The organism is Bradyrhizobium sp. (assembly GCF_035652035.1).
Taxonomy (GTDB): Bacteria; Pseudomonadota; Alphaproteobacteria; order Rhizobiales; family Xanthobacteraceae; genus Bradyrhizobium.
Genome location: NZ_DASREO010000013.1, coordinates 78,980 through 97,253 on the forward strand (window position 1 = coordinate 78,980; position 18,274 = coordinate 97,253).

At 63.3% G+C, this 18,274-nt stretch carries 21 protein-coding genes and 1 tRNA gene; 16 read left to right on the top strand and 6 right to left on the bottom strand.

Translation table 11 applies throughout. The features are described 5' to 3' along the window. Window positions 1-20 precede the first annotated feature (20 nt). From VFB05_RS04080 to VFB05_RS04095, 4 genes are all read right to left on the bottom strand, one after another. On the bottom strand, window positions 21-1,190 hold the full coding sequence (locus VFB05_RS04080) for a mandelate racemase/muconate lactonizing enzyme family protein (protein ID WP_325009066.1): 1,170 nt from the start codon (window positions 1,188-1,190) through the stop codon (window positions 21-23). A 67-nt stretch (window positions 1,191-1,257) separates the two neighbouring features. After that, on the bottom strand, window positions 1,258-1,974 hold the full coding sequence (locus VFB05_RS04085; protein WP_325009172.1) for an SDR family NAD(P)-dependent oxidoreductase: 717 nt from the start codon (window positions 1,972-1,974) through the stop codon (window positions 1,258-1,260). Between the two features lie 6 nt (window positions 1,975-1,980). After that, window positions 1,981-2,922 carry a dihydrodipicolinate synthase family protein gene (locus VFB05_RS04090; RefSeq protein ID WP_325009068.1) on the bottom strand — a complete coding sequence of 314 codons (942 nt, stop codon included), beginning with the start codon at window positions 2,920-2,922 and terminating at the stop codon, window positions 1,981-1,983. Between the two features lie 12 nt (window positions 2,923-2,934). Continuing rightward, complete coding sequence (locus VFB05_RS04095) at window positions 2,935-3,780, bottom strand: IclR family transcriptional regulator (protein WP_325009070.1); 846 nt, start codon at window positions 3,778-3,780, stop codon at window positions 2,935-2,937. 362 nt (window positions 3,781-4,142) lie between these two features. Between VFB05_RS04095 and VFB05_RS04100 the strand changes: the two genes are divergently transcribed. From VFB05_RS04100 to VFB05_RS04115, 4 genes are all read left to right on the top strand, one after another. Then, window positions 4,143-5,381, top strand: coding sequence for an ABC transporter substrate-binding protein (locus VFB05_RS04100; RefSeq protein ID WP_325009072.1), 1,239 nt, complete (start codon window positions 4,143-4,145; stop codon window positions 5,379-5,381). A 131-nt stretch (window positions 5,382-5,512) separates the two neighbouring features. Further along, window positions 5,513-5,902 (top strand): hypothetical protein, encoded by a 390-nt coding sequence (locus VFB05_RS04105; RefSeq protein WP_325009074.1) that lies wholly within the window; start codon window positions 5,513-5,515, stop codon window positions 5,900-5,902. Window positions 5,903-5,977: 75 nt separating this feature from the next. Then, window positions 5,978-6,949 (top strand): Bug family tripartite tricarboxylate transporter substrate binding protein, encoded by a 972-nt coding sequence (locus tag VFB05_RS04110; protein WP_325009076.1) that lies wholly within the window; start codon window positions 5,978-5,980, stop codon window positions 6,947-6,949. Between the two features lie 222 nt (window positions 6,950-7,171). Then, complete coding sequence (locus VFB05_RS04115; RefSeq protein WP_325009078.1) at window positions 7,172-8,632, top strand: hypothetical protein; 1,461 nt, start codon at window positions 7,172-7,174, stop codon at window positions 8,630-8,632. A gap of 194 nt (window positions 8,633-8,826) precedes the next feature. Here the strand turns inward: VFB05_RS04115 and VFB05_RS04120 are convergent. Further along, a tRNA-Pro gene (locus VFB05_RS04120) sits at window positions 8,827-8,903 on the bottom strand. A gap of 69 nt (window positions 8,904-8,972) precedes the next feature. On the opposite strand from VFB05_RS04120, the gene VFB05_RS04125 reads away from it, so the two are divergent. From VFB05_RS04125 to VFB05_RS04145, 5 genes are read left to right on the top strand one after another with little or no spacing between them, the layout of a single operon-like run. Next, window positions 8,973-9,962, top strand: coding sequence for an L-threonylcarbamoyladenylate synthase (locus VFB05_RS04125; protein WP_325009079.1), 990 nt, complete (start codon window positions 8,973-8,975; stop codon window positions 9,960-9,962). Between the two features lie 30 nt (window positions 9,963-9,992). Then, complete coding sequence (locus tag VFB05_RS04130; protein ID WP_325009081.1) at window positions 9,993-11,420, top strand: FAD-binding oxidoreductase; 1,428 nt, start codon at window positions 9,993-9,995, stop codon at window positions 11,418-11,420. Next, window positions 11,417-11,866, top strand: coding sequence for a GNAT family acetyltransferase (locus VFB05_RS04135; protein ID WP_325009083.1), 450 nt, complete (start codon window positions 11,417-11,419; stop codon window positions 11,864-11,866). Before VFB05_RS04130 ends, VFB05_RS04135 begins: the two co-directional genes overlap by 4 nt. Before the next feature lie 16 nt (window positions 11,867-11,882). Beyond that, the gene (locus VFB05_RS04140; RefSeq protein ID WP_325009086.1) at window positions 11,883-12,476 is read left to right on the top strand and encodes an NUDIX domain-containing protein; all 594 of its coding nucleotides are present in this window, start codon (window positions 11,883-11,885) and stop codon (window positions 12,474-12,476) included. A 31-nt stretch (window positions 12,477-12,507) separates the two neighbouring features. Further along, window positions 12,508-13,140: an aspartate/glutamate racemase family protein gene (locus tag VFB05_RS04145; RefSeq protein WP_325009088.1), complete on the top strand. Its 633-nt coding sequence runs from the start codon at window positions 12,508-12,510 to the stop codon at window positions 13,138-13,140. Between the two features lie 185 nt (window positions 13,141-13,325). Here VFB05_RS04145 and VFB05_RS04150 read toward each other — a convergent pair whose 3' ends face one another. Then, window positions 13,326-14,084: an SOS response-associated peptidase gene (locus VFB05_RS04150; protein WP_325009090.1), complete on the bottom strand. Its 759-nt coding sequence runs from the start codon at window positions 14,082-14,084 to the stop codon at window positions 13,326-13,328. 62 nt (window positions 14,085-14,146) lie between these two features. Here VFB05_RS04150 and VFB05_RS04155 point away from each other — a divergent pair, with 62 nt between their 5' ends. The 7 genes from VFB05_RS04155 (at window position 14,147) to VFB05_RS04185 (ending at window position 18,271) form a co-directional block, all read left to right on the top strand. Next, on the top strand, window positions 14,147-14,647 hold the full coding sequence (locus VFB05_RS04155) for a hypothetical protein (protein ID WP_325009092.1): 501 nt from the start codon (window positions 14,147-14,149) through the stop codon (window positions 14,645-14,647). A 68-nt stretch (window positions 14,648-14,715) separates the two neighbouring features. Further along, window positions 14,716-15,138 (top strand): NUDIX hydrolase, encoded by a 423-nt coding sequence (locus tag VFB05_RS04160; RefSeq protein WP_325009094.1) that lies wholly within the window; start codon window positions 14,716-14,718, stop codon window positions 15,136-15,138. Window positions 15,139-15,206: 68 nt separating this feature from the next. Next, entirely contained in the window at window positions 15,207-15,581 is a 375-nt protein-coding gene (locus tag VFB05_RS04165; RefSeq protein ID WP_325009096.1) for a TIGR02301 family protein, read from the top strand. Window positions 15,582-15,719: 138 nt separating this feature from the next. Next, window positions 15,720-15,983 (top strand): hypothetical protein, encoded by a 264-nt coding sequence (locus tag VFB05_RS04170; protein WP_325009098.1) that lies wholly within the window; start codon window positions 15,720-15,722, stop codon window positions 15,981-15,983. Window positions 15,984-16,152: 169 nt separating this feature from the next. Further along, window positions 16,153-17,034, top strand: coding sequence for a folate-binding protein (locus VFB05_RS04175; protein WP_325009100.1), 882 nt, complete (start codon window positions 16,153-16,155; stop codon window positions 17,032-17,034). Continuing rightward, window positions 17,031-17,657 carry a DNA-3-methyladenine glycosylase I gene (locus VFB05_RS04180; RefSeq protein ID WP_325009102.1) on the top strand — a complete coding sequence of 209 codons (627 nt, stop codon included), beginning with the start codon at window positions 17,031-17,033 and terminating at the stop codon, window positions 17,655-17,657. The genes VFB05_RS04175 and VFB05_RS04180 overlap by 4 nt, the downstream gene beginning before the upstream one ends. After that, window positions 17,654-18,271: an HD family hydrolase gene (locus tag VFB05_RS04185; protein WP_325009104.1), complete on the top strand. Its 618-nt coding sequence runs from the start codon at window positions 17,654-17,656 to the stop codon at window positions 18,269-18,271. Before VFB05_RS04180 ends, VFB05_RS04185 begins: the two co-directional genes overlap by 4 nt. The last annotated feature ends 3 nt before the right edge of the window (window positions 18,272-18,274 follow it).

Sequence of the window (18,274 nt, forward strand, 5' to 3'; positions counted from 1 at the left end):
GGCCGTTTTTATTTTTCTTGTCAGGCCGCCAGCGCGCGCATTTCTGCGTAGAGATCGGACTTGCCTTCAAATCCGATGCCGGGAAGTTCAGGCATCACGATGTGTCCGCCCTCGACCCTCACACCGTCGGGAAAACCGCCATAGGGCTGGAACAGATCGGGATAGCTCTCGTTGCCGCCGAGCCCGAGGCCGGCCGCGATATTGAGCGACATCTGGTGGCCGCCGTGCGGGATACAGCGCCGCGGCGACCAGCCGTGCGTCTTCAACACGTCGAGCGTTCGCTCATATTCGACGAGACCGTAGGACAGCGCGCAATCGAATTGCAGCCAGTCGCGATCGGCGCGCATGCCGCCATAGCGGATCAAGTTGCGGGCGTCCTGGTGGCTGAACAGGTTTTCGCCGGTCGCCATCGGCCCGGGATAATAATCGGCGAGCGTCGCCTGGAGGTGGTAGTCGAGCGGATCGCCCGCCTCCTCGTACCAGAACAGCGGATAATCGCGCAGCATCTTGGCGTAGGCGATGGCGGTATCCAGATCGAAACGGCCGTTGGCGTCGACGGCAAGGCGCGCCTGCGAGCCGATTTCCTTCAGCACGGCCTCGATGCGCGCGCGGTCTTCCTCGATCGACGCGCCGCCGATCTTCATCTTGACCACGTTGTAGCCGCGATCGAGATAGGAGCGCATCTCGGCGCGCAGCGCGGAATTGTCCTTGCCGGGATAGTAATAGCCGCCGGCCGCATAAACGAAGACACGCGGGTTCGGCGCAAGTCCATGGCGCTCGGCGATGAAATGAAACAGCGGCTTGCCTGCGATCTTCGCGGTCGCGTCCCACACCGCCATGTCGATCGTGCCGACCGCGACCGATCGCTCGCCGTGGCCACCGGGCTTTTCGTTGCTCATCATGGCGGCCCAGACCTTGTGCGGATCGAGGTTATTTCCGGCGGCGCTCAGCAGGCTTTCCGGCTTGGCTTCAAGGATGCGGTTGGCAAAGCGCTCGCGGATCAATCCGCCCTGGCCGTAGCGGCCGTTGGAGTTGAAGCCGTAGCCGACGACGCGCTTGCCATCCCTGATCACGTCGGTGACGACGGCAACAAGACTGCTCGTCATCTTCGTGAAATCGATATAGGCGTTGCGGATCGGCGAGGCGATCGGCTTGGTGACTTCGCGGACTTCCAGAATGCGAACCGACATAGGTTTCCTCTTTTCGTAAAATCTTTCGTTTGCCGGCGGCTGGCCGCCCGGCAGATGTTTCGTCCTATCAGATCGAGCCGCCGCCGCAGATCACGATCTGCTGGCCGGTGATCGCCCCCGCCTCCGCGCTCAAAAGAAACGCGGTCAGCGCCGCCACCTCATCGGGCTTGATGAAGCGTCCGATCGGCGGCTTTCTCGGCGGCGTCCCCTCGCGCGCCGGGTCCGTCAGCATCGGCGTCTCGGTTGCGCCGGGCGCGACGACATTGACGGTGATGCCCCTGGGCGCGAGCTCAGCCGCCCAGGAGCGCGCCATGCCGTTGAGCGCGGCCTTGGTCGCAGCATATTGGCTGCGGCCTGCCGCGCCCGATGCGGTCCGGCTGCCGATCAGAACCATCCGACCGCCCGCCGGCATCCGCGGCAACAACGCATTGGCGAGCACAGCCGCCGCGTCGACATGCAGCCGCCACATCGCCGCGCCGTCCTCTGGCTTGAGCGAACCGAGCGAAGCCGTCCGCATGAAACCCGCGGCATGAACGACAGCGGTGATATCGCGAAGGCCGGCCAGCACGGCCTCAAGCCGCTCGAAATCAGTGAGGTCGACTTCGACAGAGCGAAACCGCGCGGAAGACAGTTCGGCACGTACCCTGTCGAGGCCGACAACGTGCCAGCCGTCGGCGAGCAAACGCGTCGCGACCGCCTGGCCGATGCCGGACGCAGCGCCGGTCACCACGGCGCAACCGCCGTGGCCCCGTCCGTCGCTCGCGCTTTGCTCGTTGGCTGCCATCACGGCTTACGCCGCCGCGCGCTTCAACAGGCCCGCATGCGCCAGGGCGGATCGGATCGCCTCCAACTGCTGGGCATTCGGCGCATGGGTCGGCGGACGCACGGTGCCGTCGCGCAGGATTCCCGCCAGCGCCATTGCCGCCTTCATGCGGCCATGCGCTTCGCCGGTCGGCTCGCCGCCGCCATAGACCGCATCCTTCAGCGGCGTGATCAACGATTGCAGCCGCATCGCCTCCGTCAGATTACCGGCCTTCACCGCCTTGAGCAGGTCGTAGATCAGGCCGGGGATGACCGAGGCAAAGCCGACCAGCGCGCCATCGATGCCCTGCACCATCGAGGCCAGCAGATATTCGTCGTGGCAGGTCAGAAGCGCCTTGCTTGAATCGGCCGCGCGAATCTCCTGGATGTCGCGGGCGTATTTGTTCATCTCGCGCTCGCCCATCTTGAAGGCCGCGACATGCGGCAGCTTGGCGAGTTGCGCCAGCAACGCAGACGAGTACGAGCCGCGCGTCCAGGCCGGATAAATGTGCACGATCAGCGGCAAGCCGGTCGCATCGCCAATCGCATTGAAATAGTCGAGGCAGTGCTCGGGCAGGAAGCCGAAGCGCAGCCAGTGATGCGGCGGCATGATGTCGAGGCCGACCGCGCCGGCATCCTTCGCCATCTTGGCCTGTTCGACCGCGTCGTTGATGCCCTCGCACACGATCGAGGAAATGACCGGGCACTTGCCTTCGACGGCTTTGGCCGTGATGCGGGTCACTTCGATGCGTTCGCGCGGGGTCAGCGAGAAGACCTCGCCGGTGTGACCGTTGGTCATCAGCGCGACGATGCCGGGCTGGCTCGCCAGCCACTGCGAGAAGCGCCGAAGCTCGCCTTCGTCGATACTGTAGTCCGAATTAAAGGGAACCGCGATGGCGGGAATGATTCCATTGAAGTTGAGGGCCGGCAAAATCGTCTCCTGTCAGTTGGCTTGGTGTTGATGGGTGAATGCGCCGCTGCTTTGCAGTGCCCGCGACAAAGCCTGCGCGGCGTGCATGACCGGCTCGGCGCCGGTCGCTTCGAAATCCGCAAGACTGGTCTGGAAGGCGGGCGCCGCGACGCTGAGCCCCGCAAGTGGAATGCCGTCGGTATCGAGCACCGGCGCGGCAAGAACATAGAGGCCGGTGACCGTCTCCTGATCGGAGATCGCATAACCGCGCCGCTTCACCTGTTCGAGCCGTGCGACGAGCGTGTCGAGATCGGTCAGCGTGGTCGCGGTGAGTTGCTTGCGCGGTTGCGACTTGAGAATGGAAACCTGATCGGCGTGGGGAAGCCAGGCAAGGATCGCGTGGCCGACTGCCGACGAATAGGCCGGAACCCGGCTGCCGATCCGGATGTCGACGCCGAGCCTTGCGAGGCCCGCCTGAATACGCTCGACATAGATAATGTCGGCGCCGTCGAGCACACCGATCGAGGCAGCCTCGTTGATCTTGCCGACGAGCGTACGCAGGATCGGCCGGGCGCTGCTGCGCAGGTCCGAGCGGGCGATCGCGTTGAAGCCGAGATCGAGCACCTTCAGGGCGAGCCGGAAATTCCGCGTCTCGCCGACGCGTTCGACATAGCCGATATCGACCAGCGTATTGAGAAAGCGGAACGCCGTGGCGTTGTCGACACCCGCGCGCCGCGCCACTTCCGCCATGGTCAGCTCGGGCTCCTGCGCGGTGAACGCCTCCAGGATCCGAAAACCCTTGGCGAGCGACAGCACCGTGTTCTTTTCAGAACCGGCAGCCTTGGCTTGCTTTTTCTTCCCTGTCGATCGTGCGATCATTTTCATTATTCGGATAGCGAACTTTAATTCGCAACCAGAATACTCGCTTATTCCCGCTTTCTCAAGCCGCCAAGCAACGCCGGCAGCGCATGGCTGGCAGACGGAGGCCAAAAGGCTTCGCTGATCGCCAAGGAAAGTTGCGTTCGAAGAGCTCAATCAAACCAATGCGATTTGGCGGGTTCCACCGTCATCCGCGGCCGGCGATATCTGCCGCTGTTATCGGCCACCGACTTTCATCACGAAGACGAGTTTTCGGATTTGCCCAGAGTCTGGCCACGCCCAACTGTTGATATAATTTCCTCGTTGGATGGATTGTGCATGCTCTTCGCTGGATGAGCTGCGCATGCCGATCGGAGGCAAACATGATCAGATGGATCGTCGCATTTGCCACCGGACTCCTCGTCACATGGTCATGCGCTGCATTGGCCGATCCCGTTCTCAGATCCCCCGACGCCACGATCCGGATCGGCAACGTGATGCCGTACACCGGACAGCTTGCAGCATTCGGCGCGATCGGACGGGCTGAGGCCGCCTATTTCCAGATGCTCAACGAACAGGGCGGCATCAACGGCCGAGCGATCGAGTTCATCTCCTACGACAACAGTTCCGATCCGGTCGCAGCCGCGGAGCTGACGCGCAACCTCGTTGAGGCCGAGGACGCGCTCTTTGTGTTCGGGTCGTTTGGCACGCCGGGCAATCTCGCGATCAGAAAATATCTGAACGAGAAGCACATCCCGCAACTGTTCGTCGCTTCGGGCGATGATCAATGGGCCAATCCCAAGGACTTTCCCTGGACGATGGGGTGGCCGCCGGCGTTTCGCACCGAGGGACGCATCTACGCGAACTATATCCAGGCTTACTATTCCGAAAAGAAGATCGGCGTGCTCTGGCAGAACGATGAGTTCGGCCGCGATCTGTTCCGGGGCTTGCAGGAAGGACTGGGTGACGCCGCGCGGATGATCGTCGCCGACACCGCCTTCGACGCGACGGATCGTTCGCTCGGCGAGCAGCTCGACCTGCTGCATAAATCCGGCGTCGAGATTCTGGTGTTCGACGGCGCGCCTGCGATGGCTGCGCAAGTCATCCGGCGTCTCGGCGAATCCGAATGGCATCCGGTGCTCATTCTGGACAATGCAGCGGCCTCGATCGCCAACGCGCTGCGGCCGGGCGGCCTCGAAAATGCAATCGGCGTGATATCGACGGCGTTCCTGAAGGACGGCAGCGATCCCGCCTGGAAAGACGATACGGCGATGAAAGCGTACCTCGCCTTCATGGACAAGTATTATCCCGAAGGCGACAAGGAAGACAGTTATGCGGTCTTTGGTTACGCCGTCGCGGAGACGCTGGCGCAGGTGTTGAAGCAATGCGGAGACGACCTCTCGCGCGACAACGTCATGAGGCAGGCACAATCGCTGAAGGGCTTTCGAAGCTCGGTGACGCTGCCGGGCATTGCGATCACGACGAGCGCAACGGACTTTCACCCCGTCAAGGACATGCGGCTGGTGCAATTCGACGGCACAAGCTGGCAGCCGATCGGCCAGCTCTTCGATAGTGCGTTTACCGGTACGGGCGTGGGCACGACGACCGGAATCGCGCAATAATCCCGGAACCCGAGATTACCGGTTCAATTTTCAATTCAGACTGTTGACGATGCTGCGGTTGCAGTGCGGCTGCGCGCGTGAATTAGGAACCTCCGGCCGTTCCTCCCATTGCCCCGGCAAGGAGACGGTCGATGAAGCCGGCTGCATTTCTGCTGAGCGCTTTGTTGCTCGCAACTGGAACCGCCCTCACCGGCATCGGCTTGCTGGCGCAGGGCACGACGGCCGCGCAAGCACGCGATGACGGCAGATATGCGAATTCCCCTTTGAAGCCCTGGTTCGATAGCCTGCACAGCAAGCGCGGCGGCGCCTGCTGCTCGAATGCCGATGGCATGGCGCTTTCGGACGTCGATTGGGATACCAAAGACGGCCATTACCGCGTCCGCCTTGACGGCGAGTGGGTGGACGTTCCCGATGACACGGTCATCACCGAACCGAACCGGGCTGGCCGAACGATGGTTTGGCCCTACTACTATAACGGTCACCCCGTCATTCGCTGCTTCCTGCCGGGGACGATGACCTGACCCTTGCGCGAAGACGTTGCTCGGAACGCCAAACCAGCACATGGTGACGTCAAAACACCATCTGGGGAAGCAAACGTGAAGAGGCATTGGGCCGCCGCTGTTTTTCTGATCGCGAGCGGTGTGATCGCGCCAACGCTGGCGCAGGACTATCCCGCAAGGACCATCACCATGATCGTCCCGTTTGCTGTCGGCGGGCCGGCCGATATCACGGGGCGAATTGTCGCCGATATTTTTTCGCGCCGTCTCGGGAAAAGCGTCGTGGTAGAAAACATCAACGGCGCCGGCGGCACGATCGGGGCGCTGCGCGCCGCGCGCGCCACGCCTGACGGCTATACCATCCTGTTCGGCCACATGTCGACCAACGCGCTTGCGCCGGCGTTCTACCCTGACCTCAAGTACGATCCGCAAAAGGATTTCGAACCGATTGGCCTCGCGGCCGAATATCCCGAGCTGCTTGTGGTCCGCAAGGACCTGCCCGCCAAAAGCCTGCGCGAATTTGTCGCCTACGCGAAGGCCAATGCCGACAAGCTCAATGTCGGGCACGCCGGTGTCGGCTCGATTTCCTATATCGGATGTCTGCTGCTCAACTCCGCGATCGGCATCAAGCCGACGCTGGTCCCGTTCACCGGGACGGCGCCGGTGTTGAACGCGATGCTCGCGGGCGAAATCGACTATGAGTGCGATCCCGTGCTCGGCACGTTGCCGCAGGTTCAGGCGGGCAGCGTCAGGGCGCTTGCGATTGCCGCCAGACAACGCAGCCCGATGCTGCCGGATGTGCCGACGTCCGACGAACAGGGTCTTGGCGAATTCGACATTGCCGTGAAGTACGCCGTATTCGCCCCCGCCGGGACGCCAAAACCTGTGGTCGAGAAGCTCGCCGCGGCGCTCAACGAGGGCCTCGACGAGGAGCCGGTCAAAAAGCGGCTCGCTGAACTCGGCGCCACCTTGATCGAGCCGGGCCGGCGTGGACCAAAACCACTCGCAGATCTGGTGAGGAGTGAAGCCGCGCGGCTCATTCCGATCCTTCAAGCCGCAACGAGCAAGTAGGGCTTTCGAAAGCGGACGGGTGTGCTGGCGCCAATCCGGCAAGGCTCCGCGCGTCAGCGCAGGAAGAGGCCTCGCTATTTCTTCTTTTCTCTTAGAGGCTTAAGGCGCAAATCGCGCGGCGCTGCCGGCCGCGATTCACGAAAAATTATCGCTGGCCTGCTTGCATGAGGCGTCCGCCGTCGCACCCGGCGCTTCCCTTGGCGGTCCGGCAGGGTTCTCACCATGAGCGTTACCAGCATCGACAGTGCGCGCGGCCGCGGTCTCATGGACGGCCGCGCCAGGATCCTGGTCCGGGCCCCAGCCTGGTTCTGGGCCGCCGTCGTCGTTGGCGTGCTGGTCGTGCTCCAGGGCAACAATCTCTTCCTCGACACCGATACGTTCTGGCAGATCAAGGTCGGCGAGGCGATCCTCGCGCAGCACGCGGTGCCGCATGTCGACATCTATTCCTGGACCAGAGCCGGCGCGCCCTGGATGTCGTCGTCATGGCTGTCGCAGGTGCTGTTCGCAGCCGCTTACCAGTTGGCCGGCTGGTCCGGCGTGGTCGCGGTGTGCGCGCTCGCCGTCGCGGCCGCGTTCGCGCTCATGGTGCGGCTGTTGAGTTCGCGGATCTCCATCGCCGCAACCGGTGTGGTGGCGATGCTCGCGTTCGCGCTGGCGCAGCATCATCTGCTGGCGCGGCCGCATGTGCTGGCGATGCCGGTCATGGTCGCCTGGGTTGCCGGCCTCATGGCGGCGGCCGATCGCCGCGCCGCGCCGTCGCCATGGTTGCTGCCACTGCTCGCGCTATGGGCCAACCTTCATGGCAGCTTCCTGCTCGGGCTCGTCCTGGTCGGCCCGATCGGGCTGGATGCGCTGTGGAACGCGCAGGCGCCGCAGCGCAAGACACTCGCATTGAAATGGACTCTGTTTGGCATCGGCGCGCTGATCGCCTGCTGTGCGACACCCTATGGCTGGGACACGCTGTTCGCGGCCCGCAAGATTCTCGATCTCGGCGGCGTGCTGACGGTGATCTCCGAATGGGCGCCGGTCAGCTTCGAACACGTCAGCGCGTTCGAAATCTGCCTGCTGCTCGCGATTGCCGCGGTGCTTTATCTTGGCGTGACGCTGCCGCCGACGCGGATCCTCCTCGCACTCGTCCTGCTGCACATGGCGCTGAGCCATGATCGCCACATCGAGGTGTTCGCGCTGCTGCTGCCGCTGGTCTTGCTGACACCGCTTGCCGACCGCTTCGGCTGTCCGCGCAATGCTGCTCCTGCATCACGAAGCGCGGCGACGACGGCGGTCGTCGCGGCGATGTTGCTGATTGTCGGTGGCGCCGCGCTGCGCCCGATCCGACTCATGGCCGATGAGCGTTACCAGCCGGCGATCGCAGCACTGCGCGCGCAGAACGTGACACGGGTGTTCAACGAGGACACCTTCGGCGGCTACATGATCTGGAAGGGCATGGCGCCGTTCATTGACGGGCGCTCCGAACTCTACGGCGAACAGTTCGGGCTCGACTATTTCAACGCGGTGTCGTTGCAGGATCCCAACGTGCTATTCCGCGTTCTCGATGCGAACAGGATCGAGGCCACGATTATGGTTCCGTCGACGGCCGCTGCGCGGCTGCTCGATCATCTCGATGGCTGGCACAGGGTCTTCGCCAACGACTGGGCCGTGGTGCACGTGCGCACGGTGAAATGATTTCGGGCGGAATCCGAGGGCGATCCACGGCGCTTCGGGGCCCCTCCTCCCAAGGGCGGTTTCACTGAATCGGCGCCGGCGAGCGGGCTTTCGAAAAATCCGGAGGTTTGCGCAACCCCAATTCAGGCCCGCAGAATTGCGTTGCGGATTTCGTTGCGCGCTGAAATTGCAGTCATTATAAGCACTTGGGAGAATGGTCGGAGCGGCAGGATTCGAACCTGCGACCCCTGCGTCCCGAACGCAGTGCTCTACCGGGCTGAGCCACGCTCCGACAAGAAGGCGGCTTATAGCGTCCGCTTTCGCGCACTGCAAGAAGCCGGACCTAAAGGATTTTGACCCCGTGAAGCTGGGCCTGAAAACACAGACTTTGCCGGCCGACGCCGCCGCGGTGGCCGAGGCCGCGCGGCTGCTCGCGGCAGGCGGTCTGGTCGCCTTCCCCACCGAGACCGTCTATGGGCTCGGCGCCGATGCCACCCAGGCCCCAGCCGTCGCACGAATCTATGAGGCCAAGGGGCGCCCCGCCTTCAATCCGCTGATCGCCCATGTCGCCGACATCAGGGCCGCGGCGGACATCGCCCGCTTTGACGCGACCGCCTTGACGCTGGCGGAAGCCTTCTGGCCCGGCCCCCTCACTTTGGTGCTGCCCAAGACGGCGCAGTGCCCGGTTGCGGAACTCGCGACCGCCGGCCTCGATACGGTCGCCATCCGCATTCCCGCCCACCCCGTCGCGCGCGACATTCTGCGCGCCTTTGGCGGCGCGGTGGTCGCGCCCTCCGCCAATATTTCGGGCCACGTCTCGCCGACGACCGCGGCCCATGTGGCAAGCGACCTCACAGGCCGTGTCGATCTGATCGTCGACGGCGGACCGGTTGCGGTCGGCGTCGAGTCGACCATTGTCGCCTGCTTCGAAGAGCCGATGCTGCTGCGGCCGGGCGGGTTGCCGCGCGAGGACATCGAGCGCGTGCTCGGCCGTCCCCTGCGGCGGCTGCCGGAAGACGCCGCTGATAACGACGCTCAGCCGCTCGCGCCGGGCATGCTGGCCTCGCATTACGCGCCGCGCTCGCCGGTGCGGCTTAATGCGACCGACGTCGAACCGGATGAAGTGCTTTTGGCTTTTGGCCCGGCTGAGGTGAATGGCGCCCATGCCGCAAAAGCGGTCATGAATTTGTCGGAAACGAGCGAGCTTGCGGAAGCCGCCGCCAACCTTTTCGGTTATCTTCGCATTCTCGACGCGAAGGGCGCGCGCGCCATTGCCGTGATGCCGGTGCCGCATCATGGCCTCGGCGAAGCCATCAACGACCGGCTGCGCCGCGCCGCGATCGGCAGATAGACGAACAGATCAAGAAGAAACGAGACGTCCATGAACATCGCCCAAGCGCCCGTCCCGCCGCTGTCGCCCGATTTGATCGCGCGGTTTCGCGCCATCGTCGGCGACAAATATGCGGTGACGGAGGCCGCCGATGTCGCGCCCTACGTGACCGAAGAGCGCGGGCTGTATCACGGACATTCTCCGCTGGTGTTGCGGCCGGGCTCGACCGCGGAAGTCGCCGCGATCTGCAAGCTTGCCACGGCTGAGAGGATCGCGCTGGTGCCGCAAGGCGGAAACACCGGCCTTGTCGGCGGACAGGTGCCGCATCGCGGCGAGGTCGTGGTCTCGACGCGGCGGCTCGACAAGATCCGCGATATCGATCCTGCCTCCAACACCATGACCTGCGAGTCCGGCGTGGTGTTGCAGGTCGCGCAGCAAAAGGCGGCCGAGGTCGATCGGCTGTTCCCGCTGTCACTGGGCGCGGAAGGAAGCTGCACCATCGGCGGCAATCTCTCCACCAATGCCGGCGGCACTGGCGCGCTTGCGTTTGGCGTGGCGCGCGAGATGGCGCTTGGACTAGAAGTGGTGCTGGCGGACGGACGGATTCTCAATGCGCTGTCGAAACTGAAAAAGGACAATACCGGCTACGACCTGAAGAACCTCTTCATCGGCGCGGAAGGCACGCTCGGCATCATCACCGCTGCAACGCTAAAGCTGTTTCCGAAGCCGCGCGCCATCGAGACCGCCTTTGTCGGCCTGAAATCGCCCGATGATGCCTTGAAACTGCTGTCGATCGCGCAAAACGAAGCGGCGGGAAGCCTCACCAGCTTTGAACTGCTCGCCGACATCGCCGTCGATTTCAGCGTGCGTCACGGCATCGACATCCGTCCGCCGCTGCCGGGCCAGCATCCCTGGTTCGTGCTGATGGAATTGTCATCCTCGCGCGACGACGCGCGCGCCGCGCTGGAATCGATCCTCGGCCGCGGCATGGAAGACGGCATCGTCGACGACGCCGTCATCGCGGCAAATCTGAGCCAGCGCGCGGTGTTCTGGAAATTGCGCGACGAAATGTCGGCGGCGCAGAAGCCCGAAGGCGGCTCGATCAAGCACGACATTTCGGTGCCGGTCGCGGCCGTGCCCGCGTTCATCGCCGAAGCCAACGCCGCTGTCGTCAAACTCATTCCGGGGTCGCGGCCTGTGCCCTTCGGCCATCTCGGCGACGGCAACATCCATTACAACGTCAGCCAGCCGATCGGCGCCAACGCCGCCGACTTCCTCGCGCGCTGGCACGATGTCAACGCTGTCGTGTTCGAGATCGTGCTGCGGATGGGTGGATCAATCTCTGCCGAACACGGTATCGGCGTGCTCAAGCGAGACGAATTGCCGGAAGTCAAGGACAAGGTCGCGATCGAGCTGATGCGCTCCATCAAGGCCCTGCTCGATCCGCTTGGGATCATGAATCCGGGCAAAGTGCTGTGACGATCACACTTTCCACCCTCGCGGTCGCGCCAATTGCCGACGCCGATGTCGCCGACGTCGTCGCGCTGTGGCAGGCGTGCGGCCTGACACGGCCATGGAACGATCCGGCTGCCGACATCGCGATGGCGCGAAAGGGCGCCAACGCCACGGTCCTGGTCGGACGCAATGATGGTGCGATCGTTGCCACCGTTCTGGTCGGACATGACGGTCACCGTGGCTGGGTCTATTACCTCGCCGTCGATCCCGCTCAGCGCGGCAAGGGATATGGCCGCATCATGATGGATGTCGCGGAAGATTGGCTGCGCGGGCACGGTATCCAGAAGCTGCAGCTGATGGTGCGGCCCGACAACACCGGCGTAAAGGATTTCTATCAGTCGCTGGGCTATTCCGAGCAGGAACGCGTCATCTACGCCAAATGGCTCGATGGCCGCGAGCCCACGCCCTGACAATCCGAGGAACGAGATGACGGTCTCCGACAGGATTCGTGTCAAAGACGAGCGCGTGCTTTCCGACAATCATTATGTCTTGAAGACCACGACCTTCGAGTGGCGGCGCGCCAACGGCGATTGGCAGACGCAACATCGCGAGACCTACGACCGCGGCAACAGCGCGGCTCTACTGCCATACAATCGCTCGCAACGAACGATCGTGCTGGTGCGGCAATTCCGCTACCCGGCCTACGTCAACGGCCATGACGATCTCCTGATCGAAGCCTGCGCGGGCCTCCTGGACGATTCAGCGCCGGAGGCACGAATTCGTGCCGAGGCGGAGGAGGAAACGGGTTACCGGATCGGCGAAGTTCGCAAGATCTTTGAAGCCTTCCTGAGCCCGGGCGCGGCGACCGAAAAAATGCATTTCTTTGTCGCCGAATACGACGCGAAGATGCGCGTCGGCAGCGGCGGCGGCCTTGTCGACGAAGGCGAGGACATCGAAGTGCTGGAATTGCCGTTCGAAGTGGCGCTCGCGATGATCGACGACGGTCGCATCGTCGATGCCAAGACGATCATGCTGTTGCAATATGCTGCGCTGAACCTCTTCACGCGAGCCCTATATTGACACGCCACCGCCCCGCCGTGAGAATTGAAAAATGCGCATCGCCCTCATCCATGCATTGAAGCATTCGCTGGCACCAATCGAAGCCTCGTTCGCGCGGCTTTGGCCCGAAGCGACGCTGATGAACCTGCTCGACGACAGCCTGTCGGCGGATGTGGCGCGCGATGGCCGGTTGACGCCCGAGATGACCGATCGCTTCCTCGCGCTTGGACGCTATTCCGTCTCGACCGGCGCCAACGCGATCCTGTTCACCTGTTCGGCCTTCGGTCCCTGCATCGACGCCGTCGCGCGTGATCTTTCGCCGATGCCGGTGTTGAAGCCAAACGAAGCGATGATCGAACAGGCGATCGCGCGCGGTCACCGCATCGGACTTCTTTCGACTTTCCCGCCGACCCTGAAGTCGATGCCGCCGGAATTTCCGGGCTCGGTCCAGCTGGTGACGAAACTTGCGAAAGGCGCGATGGCGGCGCTCGATCGCGGCGACCGTGCCGAGCACGATCGCCTCGTCGTGCAGGCTTCGCGCGATTTGCGCGACTGCGACCTGATTGCGCTGGCGCAATACAGCATGGCTCCCGCGGCAATTATGGTCGCAGAGGCCACCAAACTCCCGGTGCTGACGACGCCCGACAGTGCGGTGACCAAGCTGAAGCAATTGCTGAAGGCCTAGTCACGAGGCAATTCTTCCTTCTCCCCTTGCGGGAGAAGGTGGCGCGGACAAGGTCCGCGCCGGATGAGGGGGTCTTCTTGGAGCGACATACCCCTCACCCCAACCCTCTCCCGCAAGGGGAGAGGGAGCTCACCTCCGCCGCGGCTAGTTCTGAGCCAAGTCCTATCGCAATCCCGCGCAGCTTTTCAGAACAAACTCCCCTGCCCGTCGTCGATATCTGACGCAGCCGTTTTGCGCGAGCTCGCCTTCTTCGGCTTGGGCCGCTCAGCCTCACGCTGCTCGTCGGTGATCGGCAGGATCAGTTGCGCATCGTCGTTGTCGACGTGGTTGACCCGCGTCGAAATCTCGTGCCAGGCGAATTCGCCCTCCTCAGGTCCCTTCATCAGCGGCGTCACGCTGTCCGCTTCATCCGAGCGGCAATCGAGCCAGAACTCGAAATCACCAGGTGCAATCGTGACCGGCACGCGCGGATGCAGCACGGCGAGGTCGGCACTCGCGGGAGCCGTGACAATTGCAACCGTGTCGACTTCCTCGCCGTTCGGCCCGACCCAGGTCTCGGCAACGGCGGCAAAACCGATCGGGCGGCCGTCGCGCCGGTGAATGAAATAGGGCCGCTTGATGCCGTCCGACGTGTGCCATTCGTAATAGCCATCGGCCGGGATGAGGCAGCGCCGCCGCCGGATCGCATTCTTGAAGGCCGGCTTCTCCTTGATGGTTTCCGCGCGCGCATTGATCAGGAGCGTAAATTTACGGGGATCTTTCACCCAAGCCGGCCACAGCCCCCAGCGCATCAGGCGAAAATGCCGGCCATCATGGTTCAGGACGACAGGTATTGGTTGTGTTGGAGCAACATTAAACCTCGACGGGAAGTTCGGCTGTTCGAAATAACCGAAAAGTTGCCGCAAGGCCTGGGGCGAAGAGGTGATAACGAAGCGTCCGCACATTTATGGTACCCGAATAAGCAAAATTCAGCAGCCTTTAACCCCGAACCATAACACTGCGGCCAATGACCTCACCCGCCGCCAATCCTGCGCGACCTGCTTCCGAGACCAACGCCGACATTGCGGCGCGGGCCGAGCAATTGCGCGCGGCCAACATCAATCCCCGCACCGGGCTTGCCACCGACTACCTCAATCACTTCAACGAAGCTGTCATGCTGCTCGAAATGGTTCCGGACATGCCGGAATGCGCCGAGGATTTTCTTAGCTGGCGGCCGCTGTCCTATGCAGAGCATTTTACGGCCTCCAATTTCAAGGCCAGGGATCTGGCGATCGAGGCCTACAACGCCGCCGACGCCCGCATCCGCGGCGAGTTCGACAGCATCACCAACGCCATCACCTCGATCCTCACTGCAGTCGGCGAGGCGATGCAGAAGGCGCAGCAGGACAAGACCCGCACCATATTGGCCGAACAGGCCACCGGCTGGGTCAAGCCGCTGGTCTCGCAGGCCGGCGGCGTCATCAACGGCGATGGCGCAGCCGACGTCGAATACATCATGACCCATTGATTGCGATTGCGCGCGGTCCTGTTCTAAGCTTCGCAAAGTTTGCGCAATCATCGGTCCCGGATCCTGCCTTGACGTCCCCTCCTTCGTCCCCTCCCCAGCTTGCGGTCAGCGCTGCAATTTTCCGCGATGGCAAGGTGCTGCTGGTGCGGCGCGCGAGATCGCCGGCGAAAGGTTTTTATTCGTTGCCCGGCGGCCGGGTCGAATTCGGCGAAACCCTTCATACCGCTCTCCATCGCGAGGTGATGGAGGAGACCGCGCTGAAAATCGAAATCGCGGGCCTTGCCGGCTGGCGCGAGGTCGTACCGATTGCCGCCGGCGGCGGACATTATGTGATCATGTCGTTTGCCGCGCGCTGCAGCGCCGGTGAGCCTCATCTCAACGAGGAACTCGACGACTATCAGTGGCTCTCGCCCGATGCCTTGGGCGATCTCAAGATCACCGATGGACTTCCCACCGTGATTGAACAGGCCCGGCGGGTTCTGGGCCTGTAAGCGAGTGACCTCAACGCTTGCGTCCGGCATCCCCAGGGGGCATACCAAACAGGTTTCCTGGACCCCTTATGCCGAAACTTCTCGCTGTTTCCCTCATCGTCATGTGCTGCCTCGGAAGCCCTGCGCGCGCGCAGGAGAACGCCGCGCCGTTCGACAACGAGTTGCAGCGGTTTGCCGAGATTCTCGGAACCCTGCACTATCTCAGGGGCATTTGCGGCAGCAACGAAGGCAATAAATGGCGCAACGAAATGCAGGCGCTGCTCGACGCCGAAACCCCCGCAGGCGAACGGCGAGCCCGCATGATCGCCGGCTTCAACCGCGGCTATAACGGCTTTCAGCAGACCTACCGGAGCTGCACCCCGGCGGCGACGCTCGCCATCCGCCGCTACATCGATGAAGGCCTGAAGATCTCGCGCGACCTGACCGCGCGCTACGCCAACTAGCAACGAGTTCCCCACTGTTCCACAAGCGCGTGGATTTTTTGACCCGCATTAACCTTTCCTAAAGAACTGCTCTAGCCCGCCCCGCTCGACGTGCTACACCACGCTCCTTCCTCGCCTCCAGAGCTGCTTTCCAAGTTCATGAGCCATCCTGCGCCCTTCATCGCCCGCGACCTCTTGCCCGACCACGAACAGAAGCAGGCCGCGCTCAGTTATCTCAGCGAAGCCTGGGCGGAAGCACGGCACGATGGCGTCGATGGCGATTGTCTCGCGCAGGCGAGCTTGTTTGCGGCGTTCGCCGAACTGGTCCGCACCTATGGCGAGGATGCGGTGGCAAAGTTCGTCGAGGGCCTTGTCGTTCGCGTGCGCAACGGCGAGTTCTCGACCGCGACGGCGAAGCAGTAGGCCAGCGCAAACTTCAGTGTCATCACCCGTAAGCGGGTCTCGCCTTCGGCGAGCCCGATGACAGCTGAGCAGGAGCCGTGACAGCATCTGGCAGCAAGCCCTTCCAGGCCTTGTCGTTTATGCCTTGGCGGCTTACTTTCCCATGCGTGATGTCACTCGAGATTCCCACATGAAGGCTGCGCTTCTGCCCGACCGCGGCGTGGTCAAGGTGTCAGGCGAAACCGCCCGCGACTTCCTCAACGGCCTCATCACCACGGACTTGACGCGCCTTTCGCCCGGTCAGGGCCGGTTCGGCGCGCTGCTGACGCCCCAAGGCAAGATCACGATCGACTTTCTGATCACCGAGGCGCCGTCCGGCCATGGCGGCGGCTTTCTGATCGACTGCCCGAAAGTGCTCGCGAAGGCACTTGCCGACAAACTCACCTTCTACCGGCTGCGCGCGAAGATCGGGATAGAGAATCTCTCGGACAGTCTTGGCGTGCTCGCCGCGTGGGATGGCGAGGCGAAGCTGAAGCCAGATCTCACCTTCACCGATCCGCGTAACCCCGAGCTTGGCTTGCGGATTTTCGTCCCCGGCGAACTCGCGCAGAAAGCTGCGGACGCGATCGGCGCCGAACTGGTCGACGCCTCCGCCTATGAGGCGCACCGCATTGCGGCGGGCGTTCCCCGTGGCGGTCTCGACTTTATGTACAGTGACGCCTTCCCGCACGAGACCAACATGGACCGCCTTGCCGGTGTCGATTTCGACAAGGGCTGCTATGTCGGCCAGGAGGTCGTGTCGCGGATGCAGCATCGCGGCACCGCGCGCACGCGCACCGTCCGCCTCAAGCTGGACGGGCCCGCCCCGGAGCCGGGCTCGACGATATCAGCCGGAGATAAATCCATCGGCACCATGGGCTCGGCGGCCGGCGGTCATGCGCTCGCGCTGATCCGGATCGACCGCGCCGGCGAGGCGCTCGAGGCCGGCACGCCGCTGACCGCGGGGGGCCTTTCGATCCGCATCGCAGACGCCGACGAGCTGCGCCTGCAACCAAAGCAGACGGTCGCATGACGAGAAGCGCTCGCCTGCATGCCGACGGCCTGACGCGGTGCCCCTGGCCGGGCGAAGACCAGCTTTACGTCGCCTATCACGACACCGAATGGGGCGTGCCGGAATATGACGACCGCGCGCTTTATGAGAAGCTGATCCTCGACGGCTTTCAGGCCGGGCTGTCCTGGATCACTATCCTGCGCAGGCGCGATCATTTCCGTAAAGCCTTCGACGACTTCCAGCCGGACAAGATCGCGCGCTACAACGCCAAAAAAGTCCACGCGCTGATGAACGATGCCGGCATCGTCCGCAACCGCGCCAAGATCGAGGGCACGATCGCGAGCGCGAAGTCTTATCTGAAGATCATGGAAGAAGGCGCTGGCTTCTCGAAGTTTTTGTGGGACTTCGTCGACGGCAAGCCGAAGGTCAATCAGTTCAAGACCACTGCCAGCGTGCCCGCCTCGACGCCCCTGTCGATCAAGATGTCGAAAGAATTGTCCTCGCGCGGCTTCAAGTTCGTCGGCCCCACCATCGTCTACGCCTTTATGCAGGCGACCGGCATGGTCAACGACCACCTCGTGACCTGCTTCTGCCATGAGCACAGCGCCGGCAAGCGCCGTAGCCTTCGCCTTCCCGCCAAATGACGGCGAGGAAACCGGCCGAAGACCCCGCAAGGCGTGTCTGGCAACGGATGCTTTCGGGCCGGCGGCTTAATCTGATCGACCCCTCCCCGCTTGATATTGAAATCGCCGACATCGCCCACGGGCTGGCGCGCGTAGCGCGCTGGAACGGCCAGACCAGCGGACCGCACATCTTTTCGGTGGCGCAGCACACGTTGCTGGTCGAAACCATGATGCGCGAGCAGATGCCGCGTATCGACGTCAGCTGGCGTCTCGCGGCGCTGCTGCACGATGCGCCCGAATATGTGATCGGCGACATGATCTCGCCGTTCAAGGCCGTGCTCGGCGAAGACTACAAGTCGGTGGAAAAGCGGCTGCTGTCGGCGATCCATATCCGTTTTGGCCTGCCGGCCGTGCTCGCCGACCCGATCACGCAGGCGATCAAGACGGCCGACAAGGGCGCGGCCTATCTGGAAGCCACTGAACTTGCGGGCTTTGCGGCCGACGAAGCCAAGCGCCTGTTCGGGCGCGATCCCGGACTGTCACCGGCAACGCGCGAGGATTATTTGACGCCGTGGAGCGCTGCGAAAGCCGAAAAGCGCTTTCTCGCGCGGTTCAAGGTGCTGGCTTCGTCTTGATTG